The 21,589-nt window shown below is 62.3% G+C and carries 15 protein-coding genes; 7 read left to right on the top strand and 8 right to left on the bottom strand.

Features of this window, described 5'->3' with window-relative positions:
* Positions 1–486 precede the first annotated feature (486 nt).
* Complete coding sequence (locus tag LOY54_RS21490) at positions 487–1,614, top strand: IS481 family transposase (RefSeq protein ID WP_258607852.1); 1,128 nt, start codon at positions 487–489, stop codon at positions 1,612–1,614.
* 186 nt (positions 1,615–1,800) lie between these two features.
* Here LOY54_RS21490 and LOY54_RS21485 read toward each other — a convergent pair whose 3' ends face one another.
* Entirely contained in the window at positions 1,801–2,925 is a 1,125-nt protein-coding gene (locus tag LOY54_RS21485; RefSeq protein ID WP_213603425.1) for an OpgC family protein, read from the bottom strand.
* 261 nt (positions 2,926–3,186) lie between these two features.
* On the opposite strand from LOY54_RS21485, the gene LOY54_RS21480 reads away from it, so the two are divergent.
* Positions 3,187–3,561, top strand: a complete 375-nt coding sequence (locus tag LOY54_RS21480) for a GtrA family protein (protein WP_258607850.1) — start codon at positions 3,187–3,189, stop codon at positions 3,559–3,561.
* 49 nt (positions 3,562–3,610) lie between these two features.
* On the opposite strand, the gene LOY54_RS21475 is transcribed toward LOY54_RS21480, so the two are convergent.
* Positions 3,611–5,230, bottom strand: coding sequence for an FMN-binding glutamate synthase family protein (locus tag LOY54_RS21475; protein WP_093380093.1), 1,620 nt, complete (start codon positions 5,228–5,230; stop codon positions 3,611–3,613).
* A gap of 201 nt (positions 5,231–5,431) precedes the next feature.
* On the opposite strand from LOY54_RS21475, the gene LOY54_RS21470 reads away from it, so the two are divergent.
* On the top strand, positions 5,432–5,695 hold the full coding sequence (locus LOY54_RS21470) for a type B 50S ribosomal protein L31 (protein WP_258607849.1): 264 nt from the start codon (positions 5,432–5,434) through the stop codon (positions 5,693–5,695).
* On the opposite strand, the gene LOY54_RS21465 is transcribed toward LOY54_RS21470, so the two are convergent.
* Positions 5,688–10,016 carry a DEAD/DEAH box helicase gene (locus tag LOY54_RS21465; RefSeq protein WP_258607848.1) on the bottom strand — a complete coding sequence of 1,443 codons (4,329 nt, stop codon included), beginning with the start codon at positions 10,014–10,016 and terminating at the stop codon, positions 5,688–5,690. The genes LOY54_RS21470 and LOY54_RS21465 overlap by 8 nt on opposite strands.
* A 118-nt stretch (positions 10,017–10,134) precedes the next feature.
* Between LOY54_RS21465 and LOY54_RS21460 the strand changes: the two genes are divergently transcribed.
* Together LOY54_RS21460 and LOY54_RS21455 are read left to right on the top strand one after the other, a co-directional pair.
* The gene (locus LOY54_RS21460) at positions 10,135–10,548 is read left to right on the top strand and encodes an NUDIX domain-containing protein (RefSeq protein WP_045197688.1); all 414 of its coding nucleotides are present in this window, start codon (positions 10,135–10,137) and stop codon (positions 10,546–10,548) included.
* Between the two features lie 22 nt (positions 10,549–10,570).
* Positions 10,571–11,209, top strand: a complete 639-nt coding sequence (locus LOY54_RS21455; protein WP_258607847.1) for a LysE family translocator — start codon at positions 10,571–10,573, stop codon at positions 11,207–11,209.
* Positions 11,210–11,212: 3 nt separating this feature from the next.
* On the opposite strand, the gene metR is transcribed toward LOY54_RS21455, so the two are convergent.
* The gene (metR, locus tag LOY54_RS21450; RefSeq protein WP_045197692.1) at positions 11,213–12,130 is read right to left on the bottom strand and encodes a transcriptional regulator MetR; all 918 of its coding nucleotides are present in this window, start codon (positions 12,128–12,130) and stop codon (positions 11,213–11,215) included.
* 110 nt (positions 12,131–12,240) lie between these two features.
* Here metR and metE point away from each other — a divergent pair, with 110 nt between their 5' ends.
* Positions 12,241–14,550 (top strand): 5-methyltetrahydropteroyltriglutamate--homocysteine S-methyltransferase, encoded by a 2,310-nt coding sequence (metE, locus tag LOY54_RS21445; RefSeq protein WP_213603433.1) that lies wholly within the window; start codon positions 12,241–12,243, stop codon positions 14,548–14,550.
* 42 nt (positions 14,551–14,592) lie between these two features.
* On the opposite strand, the gene LOY54_RS21440 is transcribed toward metE, so the two are convergent.
* From LOY54_RS21440 to LOY54_RS21430, 3 genes are all read right to left on the bottom strand, one after another.
* Positions 14,593–16,944 carry a hypothetical protein gene (locus LOY54_RS21440; RefSeq protein WP_258607846.1) on the bottom strand — a complete coding sequence of 784 codons (2,352 nt, stop codon included), beginning with the start codon at positions 16,942–16,944 and terminating at the stop codon, positions 14,593–14,595.
* Entirely contained in the window at positions 16,851–18,860 is a 2,010-nt protein-coding gene (locus LOY54_RS21435; RefSeq protein ID WP_258607845.1) for a dermonecrotic toxin domain-containing protein, read from the bottom strand. The genes LOY54_RS21440 and LOY54_RS21435 overlap by 94 nt, the downstream gene beginning before the upstream one ends.
* 364 nt (positions 18,861–19,224) lie before the next feature.
* Entirely contained in the window at positions 19,225–20,025 is an 801-nt protein-coding gene (locus tag LOY54_RS21430) for a dermonecrotic toxin domain-containing protein (protein WP_258607844.1), read from the bottom strand.
* A gap of 201 nt (positions 20,026–20,226) precedes the next feature.
* Here LOY54_RS21430 and LOY54_RS21425 point away from each other — a divergent pair, with 201 nt between their 5' ends.
* Positions 20,227–21,219: an alpha/beta fold hydrolase gene (locus LOY54_RS21425; protein WP_258607843.1), complete on the top strand. Its 993-nt coding sequence runs from the start codon at positions 20,227–20,229 to the stop codon at positions 21,217–21,219.
* 22 nt (positions 21,220–21,241) lie between these two features.
* On the opposite strand, the gene LOY54_RS21420 is transcribed toward LOY54_RS21425, so the two are convergent.
* Positions 21,242–21,568: a GlpM family protein gene (locus LOY54_RS21420; protein WP_176794324.1), complete on the bottom strand. Its 327-nt coding sequence runs from the start codon at positions 21,566–21,568 to the stop codon at positions 21,242–21,244.
* Between the last annotated feature and the right edge of the window lie 21 nt (positions 21,569–21,589).

Below are 21,589 nucleotides of genomic sequence, written 5' to 3'. Positions count from 1 at the left end.
GCACCAGCCCCCTACAGGCACCTACGCTCGGCCTCCTGAAGTCGCTTTTCGCGGCGCCTGGAAGTACGTGCATGAAGATCAAGACCAAAACCAAAACCAAAACCAAAACCAAGCAAGTCGTTCCTAGCTTTGGCTTCAGTATGACCGCGCCAGAATCTGATTTCGCAGATACGCCAGTGCAGGCACCGCCCGTAACTTCGCGACTTCAGGAGGCTGAGCGTAGGTGTCTGGAGGGGGCTGGTGCGTAGCACCCTTCGGCCTGAGCCGAAGTCGCGAGACGTAGACTTGGCGCAGCAAGTCGTAGGCCGCGATGCCCCTGGAAGGCACCGTAGCGAAGGAACCCGGAGCGCAGCGTAGGGCCGTATGCTGGAGCGAGCGGTTTTGGTTCCTTTTGCCAAGAATGTATGGACCGGACACATGGTGTGGACAGGTGTACGGGGACATGGTTGACACTTTTCGGCAAGCAAACCTGCCGGGAATTCGACCATGCCTTGGAGCGCGAGAGACGCCATGAGCTTGAGAGAAGAGTTCGTTCATCTGGCCAATCACCCAGACGCCAATGTCAGGGAGTTGTGCCGACGCTTCGGTATCAGTCCCCAGACAGGTTACAAGTGGCTTAACCGCTACCGGCAGGAGGGTGCGGCAGGCCTTTTGGAACGATCCAGAAAACCTGCCAGCAGCCCTAGGCTGACGGATCGTGGGCTTGAGAAAGAAGTGATCGCCATCCGCAAGGAGCACCCTGCCTGGGGTGGCCGCAAGATCAGGCATCTACTGGGTCAGCGCATTTGCGCCAGTACCGTCACCAATGTTCTGCATCGCCACGGGCTGATCACCTCCGAAGCCAGTGCTGCAGCTACGCCGTGGAAACGCTATGAACGCGAGGCTCCTAATGATCTCTGGCAGATCGACTTCAAAGGCTTCTTCCAGACAGGTCAGGGGCCGTGCTACCCGTTGACGTTGATCGATGATCACTCGCGCTTCAACTTGGCGATTCAAGCCTGTGCGCATCAGCGAACCGAATTGGTCCAGGAGCACCTGACCGATCTGTTCAGGCGGTATGGCCTTCCCCTGCAGATCAACGCAGACAATGGCGCGCCCTGGGGGGCACCACGAAACCCTGGAGAGCTGACGCCGCTAGGGATCTGGATAGTGCGTCTGGGCATACGCTTGACCTTCAGCCGGCCAGGGCACCCACAGACCAACGGTAAAGACGAGCGCTTCCACCGAACGCTCAAGGCAGAAGTGCTCAGGGACCGCACCTTCCGTGATTTGCGGGAGGCGCAGGAGGCGTTCGACCTGTGGCGTGGCGTCTACAACTACAAGCGACCCCACCAGCAGTTGGACTACCAAGTACCGAGGGAGCGCTACCAGATGAGCACACGGCCGTTTCCAAGCCGGGTACCAACCTTTGAATACGGACCCGAAGATATCCTAGTCAAACCCTACGACAGTCAGTTCCGCTTCAAGAAGCGCTCATTCCGGATAGCAAAAGCGCTGGTGGGCCACATTTTGGCTTTGCGCCCGAGCGAGAAGGGACCTGATCACTTCGACGTCTACTTCTGCCACCGCAAGCTGAGAACCATCGATTTCAACAACCCGGATGGCAAGCGATAATGTGTCAACCATGTCTCCGTACATGTGTCAGCGATGTCTCCGGTCCATACACCAAGAACAAAAGGGACCCGCCGTAAGGGCGGAAGGGGCCGGCAGCCGCGCCACACCGAATGGATAAGCCCGCAACCCAACCCAAGAATCATAGCCCCCGGGATTCCGTGAAGAACCTTTTTTTACCTGCGCGAATCAGGTAGCAACCGCCCGCATCGGCTGGGTCAGGCGCTTGTTGAAGTCCAGCCAGGCGCCGAGCAGGGCCATGATCGCGACGCCCACCAGGGCGGTGAATACCTGCATGGCAAAGGCATCGCCAGCCATGGCATTAATCATGTCCGCCAGCGGCGCCAGCAGCACCCCCAGGCAGAATACTTCAAGCGAATAGCGGCCCATGCGCCCGGTTTGCTGCGCCAGCCAGTTCTGCGTCCAGCCGCTGCCGGGCAGCAGCTTGGCGGTGACGTAGGCCAGGGCCAGGAAGTGCAGCAAGCGCACCGGCGACAGGTCGGTCTTGCTGATTGGGTACAGCAGGTTGTTGAGGCTGGCCGGCATCCACGCATCGTGAATCTCTGGCCAGCGCCAGGACAGGGTAATGATGCCGGCTGTCAGCGAATAGGCGGCAGCTGCCAGGAACAGTGGCTGGCGGCGCAACGGTCGGGTTTGTGCTGGCCGCGCCTGCTGCCCGTACAACGCCGCGGCGCCGCCCAGCACGAACAGGAACTGCCAGGTGACCGGGTTGAAGTACCACACGCCATCGGAAAAATTCGCCAGGTTCCAGCCCATGCCGGGGGCCGCCAGGTACACCGCCATCGATACACCGACCACCGCCAGGGTGTTGCGCATCAGCAGCCCCAGCCCCAGCGCCAGGCCGGCCAGTAGCACGATGTACAGCGGCAGCGGGTCCATCAGGTTGGGTTTGAAGCGCAACAGCAGCTCGTCGGTCAGGGCTTGCTGAGGGTTGGTGACGAAGTGGGTAAGACCCATTTCCTCGACCAGGTCGCGAGTTTCTACATGGCTGTTGGCAAAGAACACGATGCCCATCAGCATCGCCAGCAGGAAGATATGCACCACATACAGCACCCAGGTGCGGCGCAGGATTTTCACGCAGGCGATCAGATAACCGTCGCGCTGCAGCACCTTGCCGTAGGCCAGCACTGCAGCGTAGCCGGCAAGGAAGACGAAAACCTCGGCGGCATCGCTGAAACCGATGTTACGCAGGGTGATCTGGCCTAAAGGGTTGTGGGGGACGTGATCCCAGAAAATGAAGATCAACGCCAGGCCTCGAAAGAAATCGATGCGCGGGTCGCGTCCGTTAAGCATGGCAGCGGGCTCTTGAACAGTGGGTTTAATAGTGACAGGCAGACGCCGGCAAACACACGCGCCGCACGTCGGGCGGGGGGCAGGGTGGCGGTATTAGCAGCGAATTGCAAAAGTTGCGTATTACCGGATGTCTCGATTGTCCCTTGAGCAACAGACCGTTGGTCGTAAATCGTCCGTTCCTGTCATTAGTATCAGTAGACGAACCGCCAATGGCGTGGCCTGCTGAGCCCAGGCGCAACGGTCAGCGAGGCGTGACAGGCAATGGCCAACATATGGAAAGGATTTTCCACCTACAGCGTAATCGGCATCGCCAACGCCCTGGTCCATTGGCAGCTTTTTTTCGTCCTGCGGGTAGCATTCGATCTCAGTCAGGCCCTGAGTAATTTGCTGGCATTCTGTGTTGCCGCGACTCTTTCCTTTTATGTAAACGCCCTCTACACCTTTGCCGGGCCGCCCTCGATCGGCCGCTACTTGCTGTTCATGCTGTGCCTGGGCGCCGTCAGCCTGGCCGTGGGCTGGCTGGGCGATCATTGGCGGTTGCACGGGATGATCACCGTCGCGAGCTTTTCTCTGATCAGCCTGACCTGCGGCTTCTTGCTGGCAAAATGGGTGGTGTTTCGCAGGTCGGAGCCATGAACGTCTCGCTGATTGTGTCGTTATTCAACGAGGAACGCAGTGCTGATCCTCAGGCCGCTGCCACCTCCTGCGGCTCGAAGCTGTCCGCCCGCGCCATCTGCCACATCCGCGAATAGAACTCGCCGTTGACCTCGCCGTTGAGCAATTCACCCGGCTTGAGGAACACATGCATCTGCGAGAACAGCTTGATCTCGGTGGCCGAGATGCGCCGCACCAGGTGCTTGGCTTGCAGTTGTGAGGGGTGATCGAGGCCGGCGGCGGCGAGCATTTCAGCCAGGGCCTTGAGGGTGTTGTGGTGAAAGTTGTGCACCCGCTGGGCCTTGTCGGGCACCACCAGGGCGCGCTGGCGCAGCGGGTCCTGGGTGGCAACGCCAGTCGGGCACTTGTTGGTGTGGCAGCTTTGCGACTGGATGCAGCCGATGGCGAACATGAAGCCGCGCGCCGAGTTGGCCCAGTCGGCGCCGATGGCCAGGACGCTGGCGATGTCGAAGGCGCTGACGATCTTGCCGCTGGCGCCGAGCTTGATCTTGTCGCGCAGGTTCAGGCCCACCAGGGTGTTGTGGACGAACAGCAGGCCTTCGCGCAGTGGCACGCCGATATGGTCGGTAAACTCCACTGGCGCCGCGCCGGTGCCGCCTTCCTTGCCGTCGACGACGATGAAGTCAGGCAGGATGCCGGTTTCCAGCATGGCCTTGGCGATGCCCATGAACTCCCAGGGGTGGCCGAGGCAGAACTTGAAGCCCACCGGTTTGCCACCTGACAGTTCACGCAATTGGGCGATGAACTGCATCATCTCGATCGGGGTAGAGAACGCGCTGTGGCGTGACGGCGAGATGCAGTCTTCACCCATCATTACCCCGCGGGTTTCGGCGATTTCGCGGGTGACCTTGTGCTTGGGCAGGATGCCGCCGTGGCCGGGTTTGGCGCCCTGGCTCATCTTGATTTCGATCATCCGCACTTGCGGGTTGCGCGCCTGCTCGGCAAAGCGCTCGGGGTCAAAGCGCCCGTCCGAGGTGCGGCAGCCAAAGTAGCCGCTGCCCAGTTCCCAGGTCAGGTCGCCACCGTGTTCGCGGTGGTAGGGGCTGATGCTGCCTTCACCGGTGTCGTGGGCGAAGTTGCCCAGCTTGGCGCCCTGGTTCAGGGCACGGATGGCGTTGGCGCTGAGTGAGCCGAAGCTCATCGCCGAGATATTGAACACCGACGCCGAGTACGGCTGCGTGCACTGCGGGCCGCCGACGATTACCCGAAAGCTCGACGGGTCGCTGAGCGGCGCCGGGCGCATGGAGTGGCCGATGAACTCAAAACCGGACTGGTACACGTCGATCAGGGTGCCGAAAGGCTTGTCCGAAGCTTCGTTCTTGGCCCGCGCATACACCAGCGAGCGCTGCGCCCGGGAAAACGGCAGGGCATCGCTGTCGGCTTCAAGCAAGTACTGGCGGATTTCCGGGCGAATGCCTTCGACCAGGTAGCGGATATTGCCCAGAATCGGGTAGTTGCGGCGCACCGCGTGACGGCTTTGCAGCAGGTCGCCAAGGCCGATCAGGCTGAGCACGGCGGTCACCAGGGTGAACGGCCACAGCCATTCGTGGTGGAGGAAGGGCAGGCTGACCAGGGTGAACAACACACAGGCAGCGAAGAAGGCGTAGCGGCTGAGAAGTGACAGGCTCATACGGTTTCCTTGCGATGGCACGGTCAGGCTCAGGGCCTGGACAAACCCCGACCTTAGCCCGGTTGGGGTTTCCAGCGCCAGCCCGCAGCGCGCAAGGGCTGCAAGCTTCATCTTGGAATCGAAAATCATTTGTATTTGCGAGAAATTGATATGTTATATAGTATCAGCTCTTGTTCGTTCATTTTCCCAAGAGGCTTGGCCATGAAACCCGGCATTCACCCCGACTATCGCCCCGTGCTGTTCCACGACACTGCCGCCGATGTGTACTTCCTGATCGGCTCGACCGTCGACACTGACCGCAGCTACACCCATAGCGACGGCAAAACCTACCCCTACGTGGCCCTGGATGTTTCCAGCGCTTCGCATCCGATCTATACCGGCCAGCAACGCAAGACCACGGTCGAAGGTCGGGTGGCCGGTTTCAACAAGCGCTTTGCCGGGTTCGCCGCGCCGCAGGTCAAGTGACCAGAGCAGCATCGCGGATCAGGCGCTCGCGCCATTCGCCATGCGCCGCCAGTTCATCTTCTGCATTGAACTGGAGCTTGCCGGCAATCAGCATCGCCACCGGCACACCATCGCGATAAAGCAGGCGATTGCCGCTGACTGCAGGCACCTTGCTGCCCGGCAGCAGGGTGCCGACCAGGTTCAGCGGGTCGCTGGCGCTGATCGCCACCAAACTGCCATCGAGCGGGCGCCGGCGCACTTCGCGCAGCAGTGCCACGGCCTCAGGCAGGGCGAACTGCTCGCCGGCCAGGCCGCTGATAAAGCGCCCGCCACGGATTTCGCCGCGGGCTTCCAGGCGGTGGTAGCAGCGCAGCAGCTCGCGCCAGCTGGGCAGCCAGTCGGCCTCGCGATCCAGCAAGCGCCAGCACATCACGCCATAGCGGCGCAGCAAGGTGCGGGCGATGTGTTCAAGGTCCTCGTCACGCTTGGCAGTGGGTTTGCGCAACAGCGCCCAGCGCCCGGCGTCTTCCATACCGGCGAACAATGGCCCGCGACCGCGGCGATGGCTACGGCCCTGGCGTTTGCTCGCCGGGGTAATCAGTGCACGCAGGCCGGCAAAGCTGTCGGCGCTGATCAAACCGGCGGCCACCAGCTCTTGCAAGGCGTTTTCCAGTTCGCTGGGCAGCAGGTGGGCATCGTGCACCAGCTCATCGAAGAACAATGCGCCGTGTTCGCTCAACACCGTGTGTACGCGTTGGGCACGCAGGCCCAGTTCGCTGCTGTCCAGCGCCGGGCTCAGGGCCCGCCACAAGCCCAGGCGGGGGCGTGGCAACAGCACCAGCGGCGTGCTGCGCAGGGTGCTCGCCGCGGCGCTCGGGGCCAGGCGCGCCCAGGCATATTTGCCGGCGCGGCAGGCTTCGTCGAGCCAGCGCGGGCTGTAGTCCTTGAGCCGGGTGGGCAGCAGGTCGCTTTCCCAGGCCGCCGCCGCTGCCGGGTAACCTTCGAACTGATCGAGCACGGCGCTCAGCGCGGCCTGGCCTTGCAGGCGCGAGCCGGGTGCCAGGTGCTGCCAGTCGAACAGAAAACGGGTGAAGTCCTGCAGGCTGACCGGTTCGATTTCCCGGCGCAGGCGCTTGATGGTGTAGCGATGAATCCGCGCCAGCAGGTGCCGTTCGCACCATTGCAGCGCCTGCTGGCCCGGTTGCTGGCCCGGTTGCTGGTTCGGTTGCTGATTTGGTTGAAAGTAGTACCCGCGCATCACGTAGCCTTCGCCTTCCAGGCGGGCCAGGGCCTGCTCGATGGCGCTGACCGGCAGTTGCAGCGGCGCGGCAATCTGCTCGGTCGTCAGCGGTCCGAAGCCGCTCAGGCGTGCGCGCAGCAGCTCGACCAATGCGGCTTCGGCGTCCATGGCCTGATCAAAGCCGGGCAGGGCGCTGACGTCGGGTGTCAGGGGTGCGTTTGGGTACAGGGCGCGCAGCAGCATCAGGCGTTCGCGGGCCAGCCACAATGCTTGGCCACCGCTCAGTTGCAGGCGGCAGGCGCGGCCTTCATTGCCCAGCGCCGCCAGCCACTCTTGCCAGCCGTCATTGGCCTCGGCTTCGGCCTGGCTGATGCAGGCCAGGCTCATCAGAGCCTCATGCATTTCATCGCTGCGGGTGGGCGTCGGCCATGCCTCGCTTTGTACGGCGGCGATGGCCTGCGGGTCGAGCGCGCCGAGGTCATCGCTGCTTTGCGCCTCGTTCCAGCGGCGATTGAGTACGGCCTGGGTGCGTCGTTCTTCTAGCGGCGCATCATCCAGGAAGGTATAGGGCCGGGCGTTGAGAATGGCCGAGGCCAGCGGCGAAGGCGCGGGCAGGTCACGGGCAATCAGCGTGATCTGGCCGTGTTCGATACGCCGCAGCAGCGCCAGCCAGCCTTCGCTGTCCATGGCTTCGTGCAGGCAGTCGTCGAGGGTCTGCTCGACCAGTGGGTGATCGGGAATCTGCCGCTCGCCGGCGAGGTTTTCCAGGCAGGCGATCTGGTCGGGGAACACTGCGGCTATCAGGTCTTCGCTTTTCATCCGCTGGATTTGCGGCGCCACCTTGCGCCCGCCGACAAAGCGCGGCAGGGCCAGCGCGGTGCCGGCATTCCAGCGCCAGCGCACGCCGAACAGCGGCGCATCGAGCAGGGCCTGGATCAGCACCGCCTCGGCGCTGTTGCTGTGCAGGTAACGCCAGACTTCTTCGAGGGCAAAGCTGTGGCTGGCCGACAGCGACAGGACAATCGCATCTTCGCTGGCCGCCGCCTGCAGCTCGAAGTTGAAGGTACGGCAGAAGCGCTTGCGCAGGGCCAGGCCCCAGGCGCGGTTGATGCGGCTGCCGAACGGTGAATGGATGATCAGCTGGGTGCCGCCGGACTCGTCGAAAAAACGCTCCATCACCAGGGTCTGCTGCGAGGGCAGGGCGCCGAGCACCTGGCGAGTATGGGCCAGGTATTCAAGCAACTGCTCGGCGCTGTCCAGGCCCAGGCTCAGCTCGGTCGTCAGCCAGTCGAGCAGCGGTTGCAACTGGCCGTCGGCAGCGCCCAGGCGCTGGTCGATCTCGCCTTGCAAGCGTGCCACGCCTGCCGACAACTCGTCACTACGCCCCGGCGCTTCACCGAGCCAGAACGGGATGCTCGGCGGCAGGCCCTTGGCGTCCTCGACCCGCACCCGGCCGCTTTCCACGCGCAGGATGCGGTAAGAGGCGTTGCCCAGCTGGAAGATATCACCAGCGATGCTTTCCACCGCGAAGTCTTCGTTGACCGTGCCGATGTTCAGGCTCTGCGGTTCGAGCACCACGCTGTAGTCGGCGTTATCGGGGATGGTGCCGCCGCTGGTCAGCGCCGTCAGTTGCGCGCCACGGCGCCCGCGCAGGGTACCGTTGACCGCATCGCGGTGCAGATAGGCGCTGCGGATACCCTGGCGACCATTGAAGCCTTCGCCGAGCATGCGCAGCAGCGCCTGGTAGTGGCCTTGATCCAGCTCGGCGTAGGGCATGGCCCGGCGCAGGCAGTCGAACAACGCCTGTTCATGCCATTCCTGGCTGCTGACTTCGGCGACGATCTGTTGCGCCAATACGTCCAGCGGTGCCTGCGGCACCTGCAGGCGATCGAGCTCGCCGCGCCGTACGCAATCGAGCAACGCTGCGCATTCGATCAGGTCATCGCGCGACAGCGGGAACAGCCGGCCCTTGGGCGTGCCTTCGACCTGGTGCCCGGAGCGCCCGACTCTTTGCAAAAACGCGGCAATCGAGCCGGGCGAGCCGATCTGGCAGACCAGCTCGACCTCACCGATATCGATGCCCAGCTCCAGCGAGGCGGTGGCTACCAGGACCTGCAGCTCACCACGCTTGAGCCGTTGCTCGGCGTCCAGGCGGTACTCCTTGGCCATGCTGCCGTGGTGCGCGGCCACGGCGTCGCGGCCCAGGCGTTCACTCAAATGGCGGGTCAGGCGCTCAGCCAGGCGCCGGGTGTTGACGAACACCAGGGTGGTGCGGTGCTCGCGGGCCAAGGCCGCCAGGCGATCGTAGACCAGGCCCCAGACATCCGTGGCCATCACCGCGCCAAGCGGCACCGGCGGCACTTCCAGGCCCAGGTCGCGGGGGCGGGCATGGCCGATATCGACAATCGCGCACTCGCGCCCCTGGCCCACCAGAAACTGCGCCACGCGCTCGACCGGGCGTTGCGTGGCCGACAGGCCGATGCGCCGCAGTGACCGCCCGCACAGCGCTTCAAGGCGTTCCAGGCTCAGGGCCAGATGGCTGCCGCGCTTGTTGCCGGCCAGGGCGTGGATTTCGTCGACAATCACCGTGTGCACGCTGGCCAGGCCCTGGCGCCCGGAGGCCGAGCCGAGCAACACATACAGCGATTCGGGGGTGGTCACCAGAATATGCGGCGCCTGGCGGCGCATGGCTGTGCGTTCTTTTTGCGGGGTATCGCCGCTGCGCACCGCCGTGCGGATTTCCAGCGGCGCCAGGCCTTGCTCGGCCAGTACCGCGTTGATCCCGGCCAGCGGCGCCTGCAGGTTGATCTGGATATCGTTGGACAGCGCCTTGAGTGGCGAGACGTAGACCACTTGGGTCTGGTCCGGCAACTGGCCGGCGGCCAGGCCCTGCACGAACAGCTCGTCGAGGATGGCCAGGAAGGCAGTGAGGGTTTTGCCCGAGCCGGTAGGCGCTGCCACCAACAACGATTGCCCGCTGCCGATCAACGGCCAGGCCCGGGCCTGGGCGGCGGTGACCGTCGGGAACTGGCGCTCGAACCAGGTGCGGACCGCGCGGTGGAAGGCGTCCAGTTCCGGGTGCTTGCAGGCGGGTAGGTTCATGGCCTGTTTATGCGGCCAATGGCGCGGGCTTGCAAGGGGCGTTCGTCAGACCGGCCCAGGATTGAAAGGCACCTGCCAACATGTGATCCTTGCGCGCTTTCCTGTTCACGAGCGTCCCATGAGCAAAACCATCCGCATCGCCGCCGCCCTCCTGCTTGACCCGCAAGGCCGTACCCTGCTGGTGCGCAAGCGCGGTACCCAGGCGTTCATGCAGCCTGGCGGCAAGATCGAGGCCGACGAGCAGCCGGTCAGCGCTCTGGCCCGCGAGCTGTTCGAGGAGCTGGGCCTGGCGATCGAGGCGCAGGACGCCGAGTACCTGGGGCAATTCAGTGCCCCGGCCGCCAACGAGCCGGGTTTTGTCGTCCAGGCCGAGATTTTCAAGGTGCACACCGCCATGCCGGTCGAGCCCGCCGCGGAAATCGAAGAGGTGGTCTGGGTCTCGGCGCGCAAACAACTGACCCTTGAGCTGGCGCCGTTGACCCGGGACTTGATTCTGCCGCTGTACCGGCAGTTAACTACAGCACCTGCCTGATCTCACTTGCAAAGGAATGCCGATGATCCCCACCCATGAATGGCTGCTGTTTATCGGCGCCGCGCTGCTGATGGTGCTCACCCCCGGGCCGAACATGATCTACCTGATTTCCCGTTCGATCTGCCAGGGCCGCATGGCCGGGGTGACGTCGCTGCTGGGGGTGGTCGGCGGCTTTCTGGTGCACATGACGGCCGCAGCCATTGGCCTGACTGCTTTGTTCATGGCCGTGCCGCTGGCCTACGACCTGCTCAAGTGGGCCGGTGCCGGCTACCTGCTGTGGCTGGCCTGGCAGGCGGTCAAGCCGGGTGCCCGTTCGCCGTTCGAGCCTCGCGAGCTGGCGCCGGACTCGCCGCGCAAACTGGTGTTGATGGGTTTTCTGACCAGCGTGCTCAACCCCAAGGTGGCGGTGTTCTACCTCTCGGTGCTGCCGCAGTTCGTCTCGCCGGAAAACGGCTCGGTGCTGCTCCAGAGCCTGGCCCTGGGCCTGACCCAGATCGCCGTGAGCTTTTCGGTCAACCTGCTGATCGCATTGTTCGCCGCCGGCATCGCCGGTTGGTTTGTGCGCTACCCGCTGTGGCTGATGCTGCAGCGCTACGTGATGGATTTCGTCCTGGCCGGCCTGGCGTTGCGCCTGGTGCAGGAGCAACGCCGGGCCGTGTAAGGCTCAGCGTACCGCGCTGACGCCATCGAGGGTCGAGAACGAGGTGTCCTTGGCGGTCAGCAGAAAATCGCGCATGTACGGCGCATCGAGCATGTCGCTGCGCACCGCCGCGTAGAGCGTGGCGAACAGGCCTTTCTCGCCCAGTCGCTTGGCCTTCACATAGCCGCGCGAACTGTACTCGTGCAAGGCCCAGTGCGGCATGCCGCAGACCCCGCGGCCGCTGGCCACCAGTTGCATCATCATCACCGTCAGTTCGGCCGTGCGCACCTGCGCGGGCTCGACGTCGGCCGGCTCCAGGAAGCGGGTGAAGATGTCCAGGCGGTCACGCTCTACCGGGTAGGTGATCAGGGTTTCCGTGGCCAGGTCTTCTGGCACCATGTACGGCTTGTGCGCCAACGGGTGCTGGTTGGCCACGGCGAGCATGGCTTCGTAGGTAAACAGCGGCACGTAGGTGATGCCGCTGAGCTCCAGCGGGTCGGAGGTCACCACCAGGTCGAGGTCGCCGCGGGCCAGCGCCGGCAGCGGGGCGAAGGCAAAGCCCGAGGCCAGGTCCAGTTCGACCTCCGGCCAGGCATCGCGGAACTGGTCGATGGTCGGCATCAGCCACTGGAAGCAACTATGGCATTCGATGGCCATGTGCAGGCGCCCGGCAGTGCCGCCGGCCAGGCGGGCGATGTCACGCTCGGCGCCGCGCAACAATGGCAGGGTGGCATCGGCCAGCTGCAGCAGGCGCAGGCCGGCGCTGGTAAAACGCAGCGGCTTGGTCTTGCGCATGAACAGCGGCATGCCCAGGCGCTCCTCGAGTTCCTTGAACTGATGGGACAGTGCCGACTGGGTCAGGTGCAGGCGTTCAGCGGCCTCGACCAGGCTGTCGGCTTCGCGCAAGGCGTGCAGGGTTTTCAGATGGCGAATTTCCAGCACCGAGGGGCTCCATGAGTAAACTTTGAGATGAACACGAATTTATTGAGTTTGTCTCATGTTGGTCTGACTGTCGACAATAGCGTCATCTTTTACAGGGAGGACGTTTTCTCATGGCACTGGCCCACAACCTTGGTTTCCCGCGCATCGGCGCTGACCGCGAACTGAAAAAAGCACAAGAAGCCTACTGGAAAGGCGATCTCGATCAGGCCGGCCTTGAAGCCGTTGGCCGCGAACTGCGTGCCCGTCACTGGCAGGTGCAGAAAGACGCCGGGATCGAGCTGCTGCCGGTTGGCGACTTTGCCTGGTACGACCAGGTGCTGACTCACTCGCTGACCTTCGGTGCAATTCCCGAGCGCTTCGCCCAGGTTACCGGTGATAACGGCCTGCCGACCCTCGATACCCTGTTCGCCATGGCCCGTGGCGCCAGCACCTGCTGCGGTGCCAGCCACGGCCAGACGCAATATGCGCAAGAGCTGACCAAGTGGTTCGATACCAACTACCACTACCTGGTCCCGGAATTCAGTGCTGACCAGCGCTTTCTGCTCAGTTGGGAGCAACTGTTCGAAGAAGTCGCCGAAGCCCAGGCCCTCGGCCACGCGGTGAAACCGGTGCTGATCGGCCCGCTGACCTACCTGTGGCTGGGCAAGGCCAAGGGCGGCGAGTTCGACAAGCTCGACCTGCTTGAGCGCCTGCTGCCGGTGTACGGTGAAATCCTCAGCCGCCTGTCGCGCCAGGGGGTGGAGTGGGTGCAGATCGACGAGCCGATCCTTGGCCTGGACCTGCCGCAGGAATGGAAGAACGCCTTCGAACGTGCCTACCACATCCTCCAGTATTCGCCCTTGAAGAAACTGGTCGCCACCTACTTCAGTGGCCTGGAAGACAACCTCGGCCTGGCCGTCGGCCTGCCGGTGGATGGCCTGCACATCGACCTGGTGCGCGCCCCGGAACAACTGCCGGCCGTGCTCGATCGCCTGCCAACCTACAAGGTACTGTCGCTGGGTGTGGTCAACGGCCGCAACGTCTGGCGCTGCGACCTGGACAAGGCCCTGGAGCAGCTGCAACAGGCCCAGCAGCGCTTCGGTGCCAACCTCTGGGTCGCCGGTTCCTGCTCGTTGCTGCACAGTCCCGTGGACCTGTCCCGTGAAGACAAGCTCGATGCCGAGCTGAAAAGCTGGCTGGCCTTCGCCGTGCAAAAGTGTGAAGAGATCGCCGTGCTGGCCAAGGCCCTGGATACCCCGCACCTGCCAGCAGTACAAAACGCCCTGAGTCACAGCCGCGCGGTACAGAAAAGCCGTGCCGAGTCGCCACGCATTCACAAGCCGCAGGTCCAGGCGCGCCTGGCCGCCGTCACCGCTGCCGACAGCCGGCGTCAGTCGGCCTTCGCCCAGCGTATCGAAGCCCAGCGTCAGCGCCTGCAACTGCCGGCATTCCCGACCACCACCATCGGTTCTTTCCCGCAGACCTCGGCGATCCGCCTGGCGCGTCAGGCCTTTAAGCAGGGCAAGCTCTCGGCCAACGATTACACCGATGCCATGCACAGCGAGATTCGCCATGCCGTGCAGGTCCAGGAGCGCCTGGGCCTGGACGTGCTGGTGCACGGTGAAGCCGAGCGCAATGACATGGTCGAGTACTTTGCCGAGCAACTGGACGGCTATGCCTTCACCCGCTTTGGCTGGGTGCAGAGCTACGGCTCGCGTTGCGTAAAGCCTGCGATCATCTACGGCGACCTCAGCCGTCCGCAGGCCATGACCGTGGCCTGGATCGAATACGCCCAGCGCCTGACCAGCAAGGTCATGAAGGGCATGCTGACGGGCCCGGTGACCATGCTGATGTGGTCGTTCCCGCGCGAAGACGTGTCGCGCAAGGTCCAGGCCGAGCAACTGGCGCTGGCCATTCGTGACGAAGTGCAGGACCTGGAAGCCGCCGGCATCAAGATCGTGCAGATCGACGAAGCCGCGTTCCGTGAAGGTCTGCCGCTGCGCCGGGCGCAATGGCAGCAATACCTGGGTTGGGCGGTGGAAGCCTTCCGCCTGTGCTCAAGCGGCGTGCGCGATGAAACCCAGATCCACACCCACATGTGCTACAGCGAGTTCAACGATGTGATCGAAGCGATCGCGGCCATGGACGCCGACGTCATCACCATCGAGACTTCACGTTCGGACATGGAGTTGCTGGAGGCCTTCGAAGCTTTCGACTACCCCAACGACATCGGCCCGGGCGTCTACGACATCCACTCACCGCGGGTGCCGGACACGGCCGAGATGGTCAAATTGATGAGCAAGGCGGTCAAGCGCATCCCGGCTGAACGCCTGTGGGTCAACCCGGACTGCGGCCTGAAGACCCGTGCCTGGCCGGAGACTGAAGCGGCGCTTATCAACATGGTCGCTGCCGCGCGGCAATTGCGCAGCGAACTGGCGTAGAGCGCGAGCCGGGCATCCTGTTCAAGGATGCCCGGTGTGGTTTCAGAAGAGGTTGGCGAAGACACGTTCGGCCAATGGCCGGCCCAGGTCACCTCGCCAGATTTGCACTTCTTCGATCTGGCTGCTTTGCCATTCTGTGCCCAGTTTGCGCTGGGCCGGTATTTTCAAATGGGCTTTGTCGAACTCGGCAAAGCGCGGCTTCTGCTTGTTGTAATGGAAGTGCGCATACCAGAGGGTACGTCGCGGTTGTTGCGTGCGATCATAGATGACGTACTCCTGCAGAAAGTCCGGACGTCCATCGGGGCGTTTTCTTAGTTCCACAAGGCCGCCAACCTTTTCGATCTCCACCACACCCCGTTGATTCTCTAAGTACTCAAGGTGGCCGCCGTTAGGCTGTTTGGTTTGCAGAATTTGCTGGACGCGCAGTTGACGTCCATCGTTCACCAGCTGTCTTGCGGCTTCGCGCAGTTCGTTGATCAAGTCGTCGGTGGGGCTTAGGCGTTCGATTGTGTTGGCGGCAGCATTCAGGTCGTCGGCCCGTTTGAGCATCAAGTCCTCAAGGCTGGCGGGTTCCAGATTTTGAGTGGCATAACCATCTACTTTGTTGCGAAACGCAGAGGATCCGTCGAGAAACTTGCGTGCCTCGGAACGGCTTTGTGAAAGCGACGGTTGACTGGCTGAACCTGCGGACGTGTCGGGGTTTTGCAGGATGAACTTACCGTCGGCGCCTTGAATGTAGATTTCGTCACGGCCATTGATACCCGTGAGCGTGTAGGTGTTGCGCTGTTGTGTGGGAGTACCAATAAGGTAAAGGTCGTCAGTGGTCTGAAACACCCGAGCGCTTGTGGGCTGGTTTTTCGGCACGGTTGGAAGATTTTCGGTGGGTGTATTCAAGTAGCGGCTGTAGTAATTGATGCTGTCGTCGAGGCGACTCTCTAGTACCTTTACAACAGCGGCGTCGAAGTACTCATCATCGCTGATGCTCCAGTAGCGCAGATTGTTCTTGAAGGCTTGAAGTTCATCGACCCCTTGTTTGAGTATTGCACTGCGTTGCGCTCTGCTAAGGCTGACCGAAGCAAGCTGGCTCAGGGCATAGAGCATCCGGTCAAGGCGATTGCGCGGTGCTGACAATTTTATCTGAAGATTGGCCCAGCCTAGGTCGAAACCGCTTAGCGGTTTACTGATCAACTCTTTGAGCTGGTCGATTCGCAGGCCGTTGAGCACCACGGGTGTGAGGGTATCGGTCACTTGGTCGATGTCGCTGATATAGTCCCGTCGGTCAATGCCCCGGGTGATTTTGAGTTTCCAGATCCTCATGTTGTCGAGATGGCGTGCCATCAGTTCAAGCGCTTCAAGAATGTTGCGGCGAAGGGGAAGTGCCTGATTTCTCTTCTGCGCCAGTTGACGGGCAAGGGTGTAAAAAGCCTCTCCTGCGGTTCCGTCCGGCGCCAGGGTTTGCGGGATTCTCTGGACCAGTCTGTTGACCTCCAGGCCGATGTTCGCTATTTCGGTATTAATAGACTCGATGCGTGTGATGGCGTTGTTCAATCTGAGGTGGTAACGGCTGGTCAGCATTTTCGCTGTGACGCTCATTTGATCTTTTGTTGCCTGGGCATTGGAGCGTGTTGCCAGTGCCAGGAAGTCTTCGTAGGTTGTGTACAGCGCAATTGCGTCCTTGATGTCCTTTTCGAGCTCTTGTTCTGTGACAGCGAGCCCTTGGCGGTGTTTGTCATTGACTCTGCGTGTTTGCAGTTGAAAGGCTTCTCCGTCTGACCTTAACTTGTTTAAAAGCCTTTGGTATTGGCGCTGACGCAGGTCTGTCCATGATGTCGGCAGCCGCTCGCGAATCGCCGCCGGCCAGTACGGTGCCAGTGCGTCCACCAAGTGTCCCAGCACCTGCCCGCCGCCTGCACCGCCGCCGCGCAGGTGCACGCCATACAGCGCGAAATGGGTGTCCCACTGGCCGTTTTCATTCAGCGCGATATTTTTCCGCCAGGCCTTGAGCTGTGTGCCACGCAGACGCCAGGTGTGTTCCGTCTCCAGCCATTGCACCTGGCAGGGGCGGTCGCCCACCAGGATGAAGTCGCCTTTGGCGTGCTGGTAGATGCCTTTGTATTTGCCGATTCGACCCGGTTCGATTCCGGCCAATGACAAGGGGGCCTGATACTCATAACCTTCAAAGCGTGCCAGGCGTCGGGCCGTGCTGGCGCTTACAGGGCCGATGCCAGCCGTCGGGCCAGCTTGCAGCAGTTGCAACTGGCGTTTGCGAGTCAGCAGGCGCGCAGTCAGGGCCTTGATACTCAAGCCTGGCAGCAGGTCAATGGCGGCATCGATGAAGGCCAGCAGGGCTTGTTCGAGGGACTCCAGCGCCTTGTATACTTCATCCTGCAGCAATGCCCCTTGGCACAGGCGTCGAAAAAGTCGTAGACACTGACGACGCTGCCTATCACTGGTATGAAACCCAGTGCCATCTTGATGTAGTTGAAAACCATCCCGCTCTGGTAGGCAAAGTTTTCCAGCCACAGGTCACGGTTCGATCGCGAGGTCGCTCTGTGGGCTTCGAGCCTGCGTCCGGCTTGGGCATCCAGCAGGTGCTGGGCCAGGGATGTGGTCGAGGGCCACGCCGAACCCAGGCCGATGATGCCGTCGAAACGGTGCTCGATGGCCTGGCGCATCCGCGAGCGGTGATTCTCCGGATTGCCCAGCAGAGCGCGGTCGGCAAGGTAGTCGATCTCGCCGCTTTGTTTGCTCAGTTCATATAAGCCGGCGCGGGCCTCTTCGAGGCTAGAGTATTGGCGCACCAGCCGGGTTGGATGGTCGGGGCGGTAGAGCACGGTGACGCCGCTATTCTGGTCAGTGACGAAAGTGACCCCGGACAGTGTGGTGCCGTAGCTTTCGGTGTCCTCGCCCCCTGCGGTCAACCGGGCGGGGATCAGGCGAATGTCGTGGCCGTCGGCCAGGTAGGCCGCTGCGCTATCGGCGTCGATGGCGATGTTGAAAATCGTCTGGCCCTTGTCGTCCAGCTCGCCCTTGGCCCTGGCCTGAACACTGTGCAGCTTGAGCATCTGACGAAAAGGTTCGCCCAGGCATTGGCGACGATAGGCCCGGGCAAAGGGGCTTTCATGAGTGCCACGATATACTTCGGAGAGTTTATCCTCGTACTTCTGGGCCAGATCCAGGTCACTGGCCAGGTCGCTCAGGTAGGTTTTGTCGATGCCGTCTGTCAGCTGTTGAGCCAGCGTCTGGTCCGGCGTTTGCAACTTGAGCTTAAGAAAGCTCAAGCGGTCGCGCATCGCCTCGTCGACGTTCTCCAGCAAAAGATTTTCCAGGGTCAAGTCTACCCAAGTGCTGCTGGGCTTGAGCGTCAGCTTCGTGGCAATGCCCTGCGGGCTTGTGCTGTCGACCACAACCCGGACCCACGCGGCGCTCTGTGGCAGGTGGAGGGTGATGGGGCTGTCATCGTATTCAGGAAAGTCCAGCTTCAGGCGCTGGCTTACGAGCTGGCGGCAGAACAGGTCGATGGGCGGCAGGTCGCGAGCGACAAGCGCCTGGGCGCGGTACATGGCGGTAATGAAGCCAAGGGTGCCGGACTTCAGCTCTTGGCGGTCACCGTCGGACAGGCCTGCCAGCCAATCCAGGGAAATGTTGCTCAGAGCGGCACTGGTCTCCTGTTCCTGGATTAAGGTGAACGCATACTCGCGGGCGGCATGCCAAGGCACGCTCAGGCGCTGCGCCAGCGTTTCGCTCACCGCCGCGGACGATGGGTCGCCAGCGAGTGCAATCGTGGCTTGGGCAGCTTGGGCAAAGTGATGGGCCAGCACCTGGGCCAGGACATCGCCGGTCACCGGGCTCAGGCTCAAGGACTGATTTTCCTCGGCACTGACCGCGAAGCAGCGTGCAAGCTCGTCATGGTTGGCGCAGCGCAGCAATCCGCCGGCCTCGCCTGGCCAGTACAGCAGCAGGCTGTGCGCCGCGTCATCGCTCTGCAGGGTTACCACCAGGCAGCCGTGCAGGGTGGTGCTGGTAGAGGTTTCGGTGCCCTCGTCCATCGACGTCGAGGTGAGCACCGGATGTGCCGCGACGATGCTGGAACCCTGGCGCGGGAAGCTTTCGGGGTGATCGATAAGACTTTCCAGCCATCTCATTTCCTCGTCGTCGATCTGTCCCAGCAGGTTCTGGAAGCGGGCATGGGCACGTAAGCCCTGATAATGCGCCTTGAGCAAATCTGCATTGGCAGCAGGGGGGCTCGGTGGCCCAGGTGTTGGCTTGTAGCTGTTGCTCGATGGCCTGTTCTGCTTGTTGGCAAGCATCCTCCAGGGCTTGCTGATGATCCTTGAGCGATTGCAGATTGGTTTCGGCCAGGCTGGCCATCAGTGTCTGCTGGGTGATGATCTGTTGCAGGCGGATGGGGTAGGGAATGTCGAGGCTCAGGCTGCCGAAATCATAGAGCGAACGCGGCTGGGGGGCGTCGCTGTCTAGCATTTCAATGGCCGGCGCCACGCTCAATGCTATTGAATCACGCTGCTGGGTATCGACCCAATGGATGAGCGACAGGGCGAGTTCGCCAAATTGCTGGATATCTGCGCCGGGCTTGTTGTCCAGTGCGTCCAGACGCTTATTGAGAAGGCTGTTGAACAGCGAGGCGAAGCCGGCCGAGAGGCTGTCTTGGCTTTCCTAGCTGAAGCTTGAGGCCGAGGAGCCCATGGCCTTTTCCAGATTCGACTGGGAGGTGTAGGCACTGAAGTTGGGCGTGCTGCCGGGGCGATAGAGCATCAGTTGCGGTTCGTCTTCGATGTTGAACAGCAGCGCCCCCGGCATGACTTGGCCGTCGATCGAGAGTGTCCTGATATCGATGGGTTTGCCTTCCTGGCGGAGCCATTCAGGGTTATTGAGCACGCCGCTGACCGAGCGCTGCTGTTGAGCATTGAAGTTTCCCGTTGCCAGCGCCACATCCCAACTGGCCCTGAAAACCTCCAGGTACTGGTTCAGGGCATGACTGCGGCGGCTGATGGCGGTATCCGAGGCCCGCGCATGCCAGAAGTCATCCCACTGCCGTCTGACTGCTGCGGGAATATCCAGTTGGGCAAATGTGGCGAGCAACTGCGTGGGTGTCAGGCGCATAAGCGGATGATCGGCGCCCAGGCCTGTCAGTTGGGCGCGCTGGTCGAGGTCTGCCGGGGGCTGAGGATATTGGCGCGTGTGGGCCGCAAGGGCGACCAGGCTGACATCGCTGTGGTGCGTGTCAGAAATCTTGAATCGCAGAGCAGTACTGAGCGGATCGACACCCAGCTGTTCGCGTACTACGTCCTGTAGTGTCTGGTAAACGCCGGGTGCTTGTGCAAGCAAGGCGGTGAAAGTATCGCGATGGTCTTTCCAGCGTTTGCTGGCATCTGCCAGCAACGCAGTGTCGTGGTTTATGACTGAAATGAAATCCACAGGAGAGTGAGGGGCGGGGACTTCTGGCAAATCGCTCATGGCGGTATCCCAAGCGTGAAGTTATGGCCGGAAATGGCGTTCACATTGGGCGCGAGGCGTTGCCGCTAGATGCGGTACATAGGTACTGCGGATAACCGTCGGGCGACATTCATCAAACTGTCACGCAACTGTGGCAGCGCGCTTGAACGAATTTCATCAGACTCGCGCTCTACTGGGGATTTGCATTCTGGTGTTTCGCTCATGCGGGCTTTGGTTTTTTTTCTGGCGCTGATGTGCGCCATTCCTTCTTTTGCAGCGTCGCGTTGCGACGTCAACGTGCCCACTGAACGGGTCGAGCTGGCGCAGGTCAGCCTGGCTTACCAGAGCATCGGGCGTGATTCGGACCCGGTCTTGCTGCTGGTCATGGGCCTGGGCGGGCAACTGATCCACTGGCCCGATGAAGTGGTGGTGGCCCTGTGTCAGCAGGGCTTTCGGGTGATCCGCTACGATAACCGCGATGTCGGCCTGTCCAGCTGGAACCAGGCGCCAGACGACGCCAACCTGACCTTCGAAGTACTGCGCTACAAGCTGGGTTTGCCGGTGGCCGCGCCTTACACCCTGAGCGACATGGCCGAAGACAGCCTGGGGTTGATGGATGCCCTGCAGGTCGAGCGCTTTCATGTCCTGGGCGTGAGCATGGGCGGCATGATCGCCCAGCATCTGGCGGCGCTGGCACCGCAGCGGGTCGAGAGCCTGACCCTGATCATGTCCAGTTCCGGTGCCCAGGGCCTGCCGGCACCAAGCCCGGCGCTGGTGCAGTTGCTGGCCAGGCGCGGTGCGCCGAATCGCGAGGTGGCGCTTGAACAGCAGGCCGACTTGCTGGCCGCCTTAGGCAGCCCCGAGGTCAAGGATGATCGCCAGGCGTTGCTTGAGCAGGCAGCGATAGCCTACGACCGCGCCTTCAACCCCGAAGGGGTCAAGCGCCAGATCATGGCGATCCTCGCCGAACAGAGCCGGGTTGAGCTGCTCAACAACCTGCGCCTGCCGACCCTGGTGGTGCATGGCACCGCCGACCCGCTGCTGCCGGTGATGCATGGCGTACATCTGGCCGCGCACATCAAGGGCAGCCAGCTACGCCTGATTCCAGGCCTGGCCCATCGCTTTCAGGAGCAGTTCAAAGGGCCGTTGCTGGGTGCGGTGTTGCCGTATCTAGACACGCAGCGCCTGGCCGATACCCATGTGGCGGTGTATTGAGACTGCTGCTGCCCTGAACAGGTCAATGCAACCTGACCCAGACACTCACCAGCACCGTCGCCGCCACCAGCCAGGCCAGGGTCGCCAGGGCCAGCGAAGTTTCCAGGCGCAGGCGCTCGACCAGCAGGTACAGCGTCGCCAGGTAAACGAAGTAGGGGATGATCGACCACGCACTGAACAGGATGGTGGTCTTCAGGTCCTCCAGTGAACGCCCCTTGCCGACGATGTAGTGGGCGATCAGGGCGAAGGTCGGGAACAACGGCACCAGGCCGGCTATGTAGTAGTTGCGGGTCTTGGCCAGGGCGGCAAGGATCACCACCACGGCCGCACCCAGGCAGGCTTTGAGGATCAGGTCCACGTTTTGTTCCGT

Source organism: Pseudomonas sp. B21-032, from assembly GCF_024748965.1.
Lineage (GTDB): Bacteria > Pseudomonadota > Gammaproteobacteria > Pseudomonadales > Pseudomonadaceae > Aquipseudomonas.
Note: the sequence above shows the minus strand (reverse complement) of the source record. Positions and strands in the feature narration are given on the sequence as shown.

Bases quoted from the DNA above. Each gene is read 5' to 3' on its own strand.
- LOY54_RS21435 (WP_258607845.1), bottom strand. From the start codon at position 18,860: ATGCTTGCCAACAAGCAGAACAGGCCATCGAGCAACAGCTACAAGCCA.
- LOY54_RS21455 (WP_258607847.1), top strand. From the start codon at position 10,571: ATGATCCCCACCCATGAATGGCTGCTGTTTATCGGCGCCGCGCTGCTG.
- LOY54_RS21475 (WP_093380093.1), bottom strand. From the start codon at position 5,230: ATGAGCCTGTCACTTCTCAGCCGCTACGCCTTCTTCGCTGCCTGTGTG.
- LOY54_RS21490 (WP_258607852.1), top strand. From the start codon at position 487: ATGCCTTGGAGCGCGAGAGACGCCATGAGCTTGAGAGAAGAGTTCGTT.
- LOY54_RS21460 (WP_045197688.1), top strand. From the start codon at position 10,135: ATGAGCAAAACCATCCGCATCGCCGCCGCCCTCCTGCTTGACCCGCAA.
- metE (WP_213603433.1), top strand. From the start codon at position 12,241: ATGGCACTGGCCCACAACCTTGGTTTCCCGCGCATCGGCGCTGACCGC.
- LOY54_RS21485 (WP_213603425.1), bottom strand. From the start codon at position 2,925: ATGCTTAACGGACGCGACCCGCGCATCGATTTCTTTCGAGGCCTGGCG.
- LOY54_RS21480 (WP_258607850.1), top strand. From the start codon at position 3,187: ATGGCCAACATATGGAAAGGATTTTCCACCTACAGCGTAATCGGCATC.
- LOY54_RS21430 (WP_258607844.1), bottom strand. From the start codon at position 20,025: ATGAGCGATTTGCCAGAAGTCCCCGCCCCTCACTCTCCTGTGGATTTC.
- LOY54_RS21465 (WP_258607848.1), bottom strand. From the start codon at position 10,016: ATGAACCTACCCGCCTGCAAGCACCCGGAACTGGACGCCTTCCACCGC.
- LOY54_RS21425 (WP_258607843.1), top strand. From the start codon at position 20,227: ATGCGGGCTTTGGTTTTTTTTCTGGCGCTGATGTGCGCCATTCCTTCT.
- LOY54_RS21470 (WP_258607849.1), top strand. From the start codon at position 5,432: ATGAAACCCGGCATTCACCCCGACTATCGCCCCGTGCTGTTCCACGAC.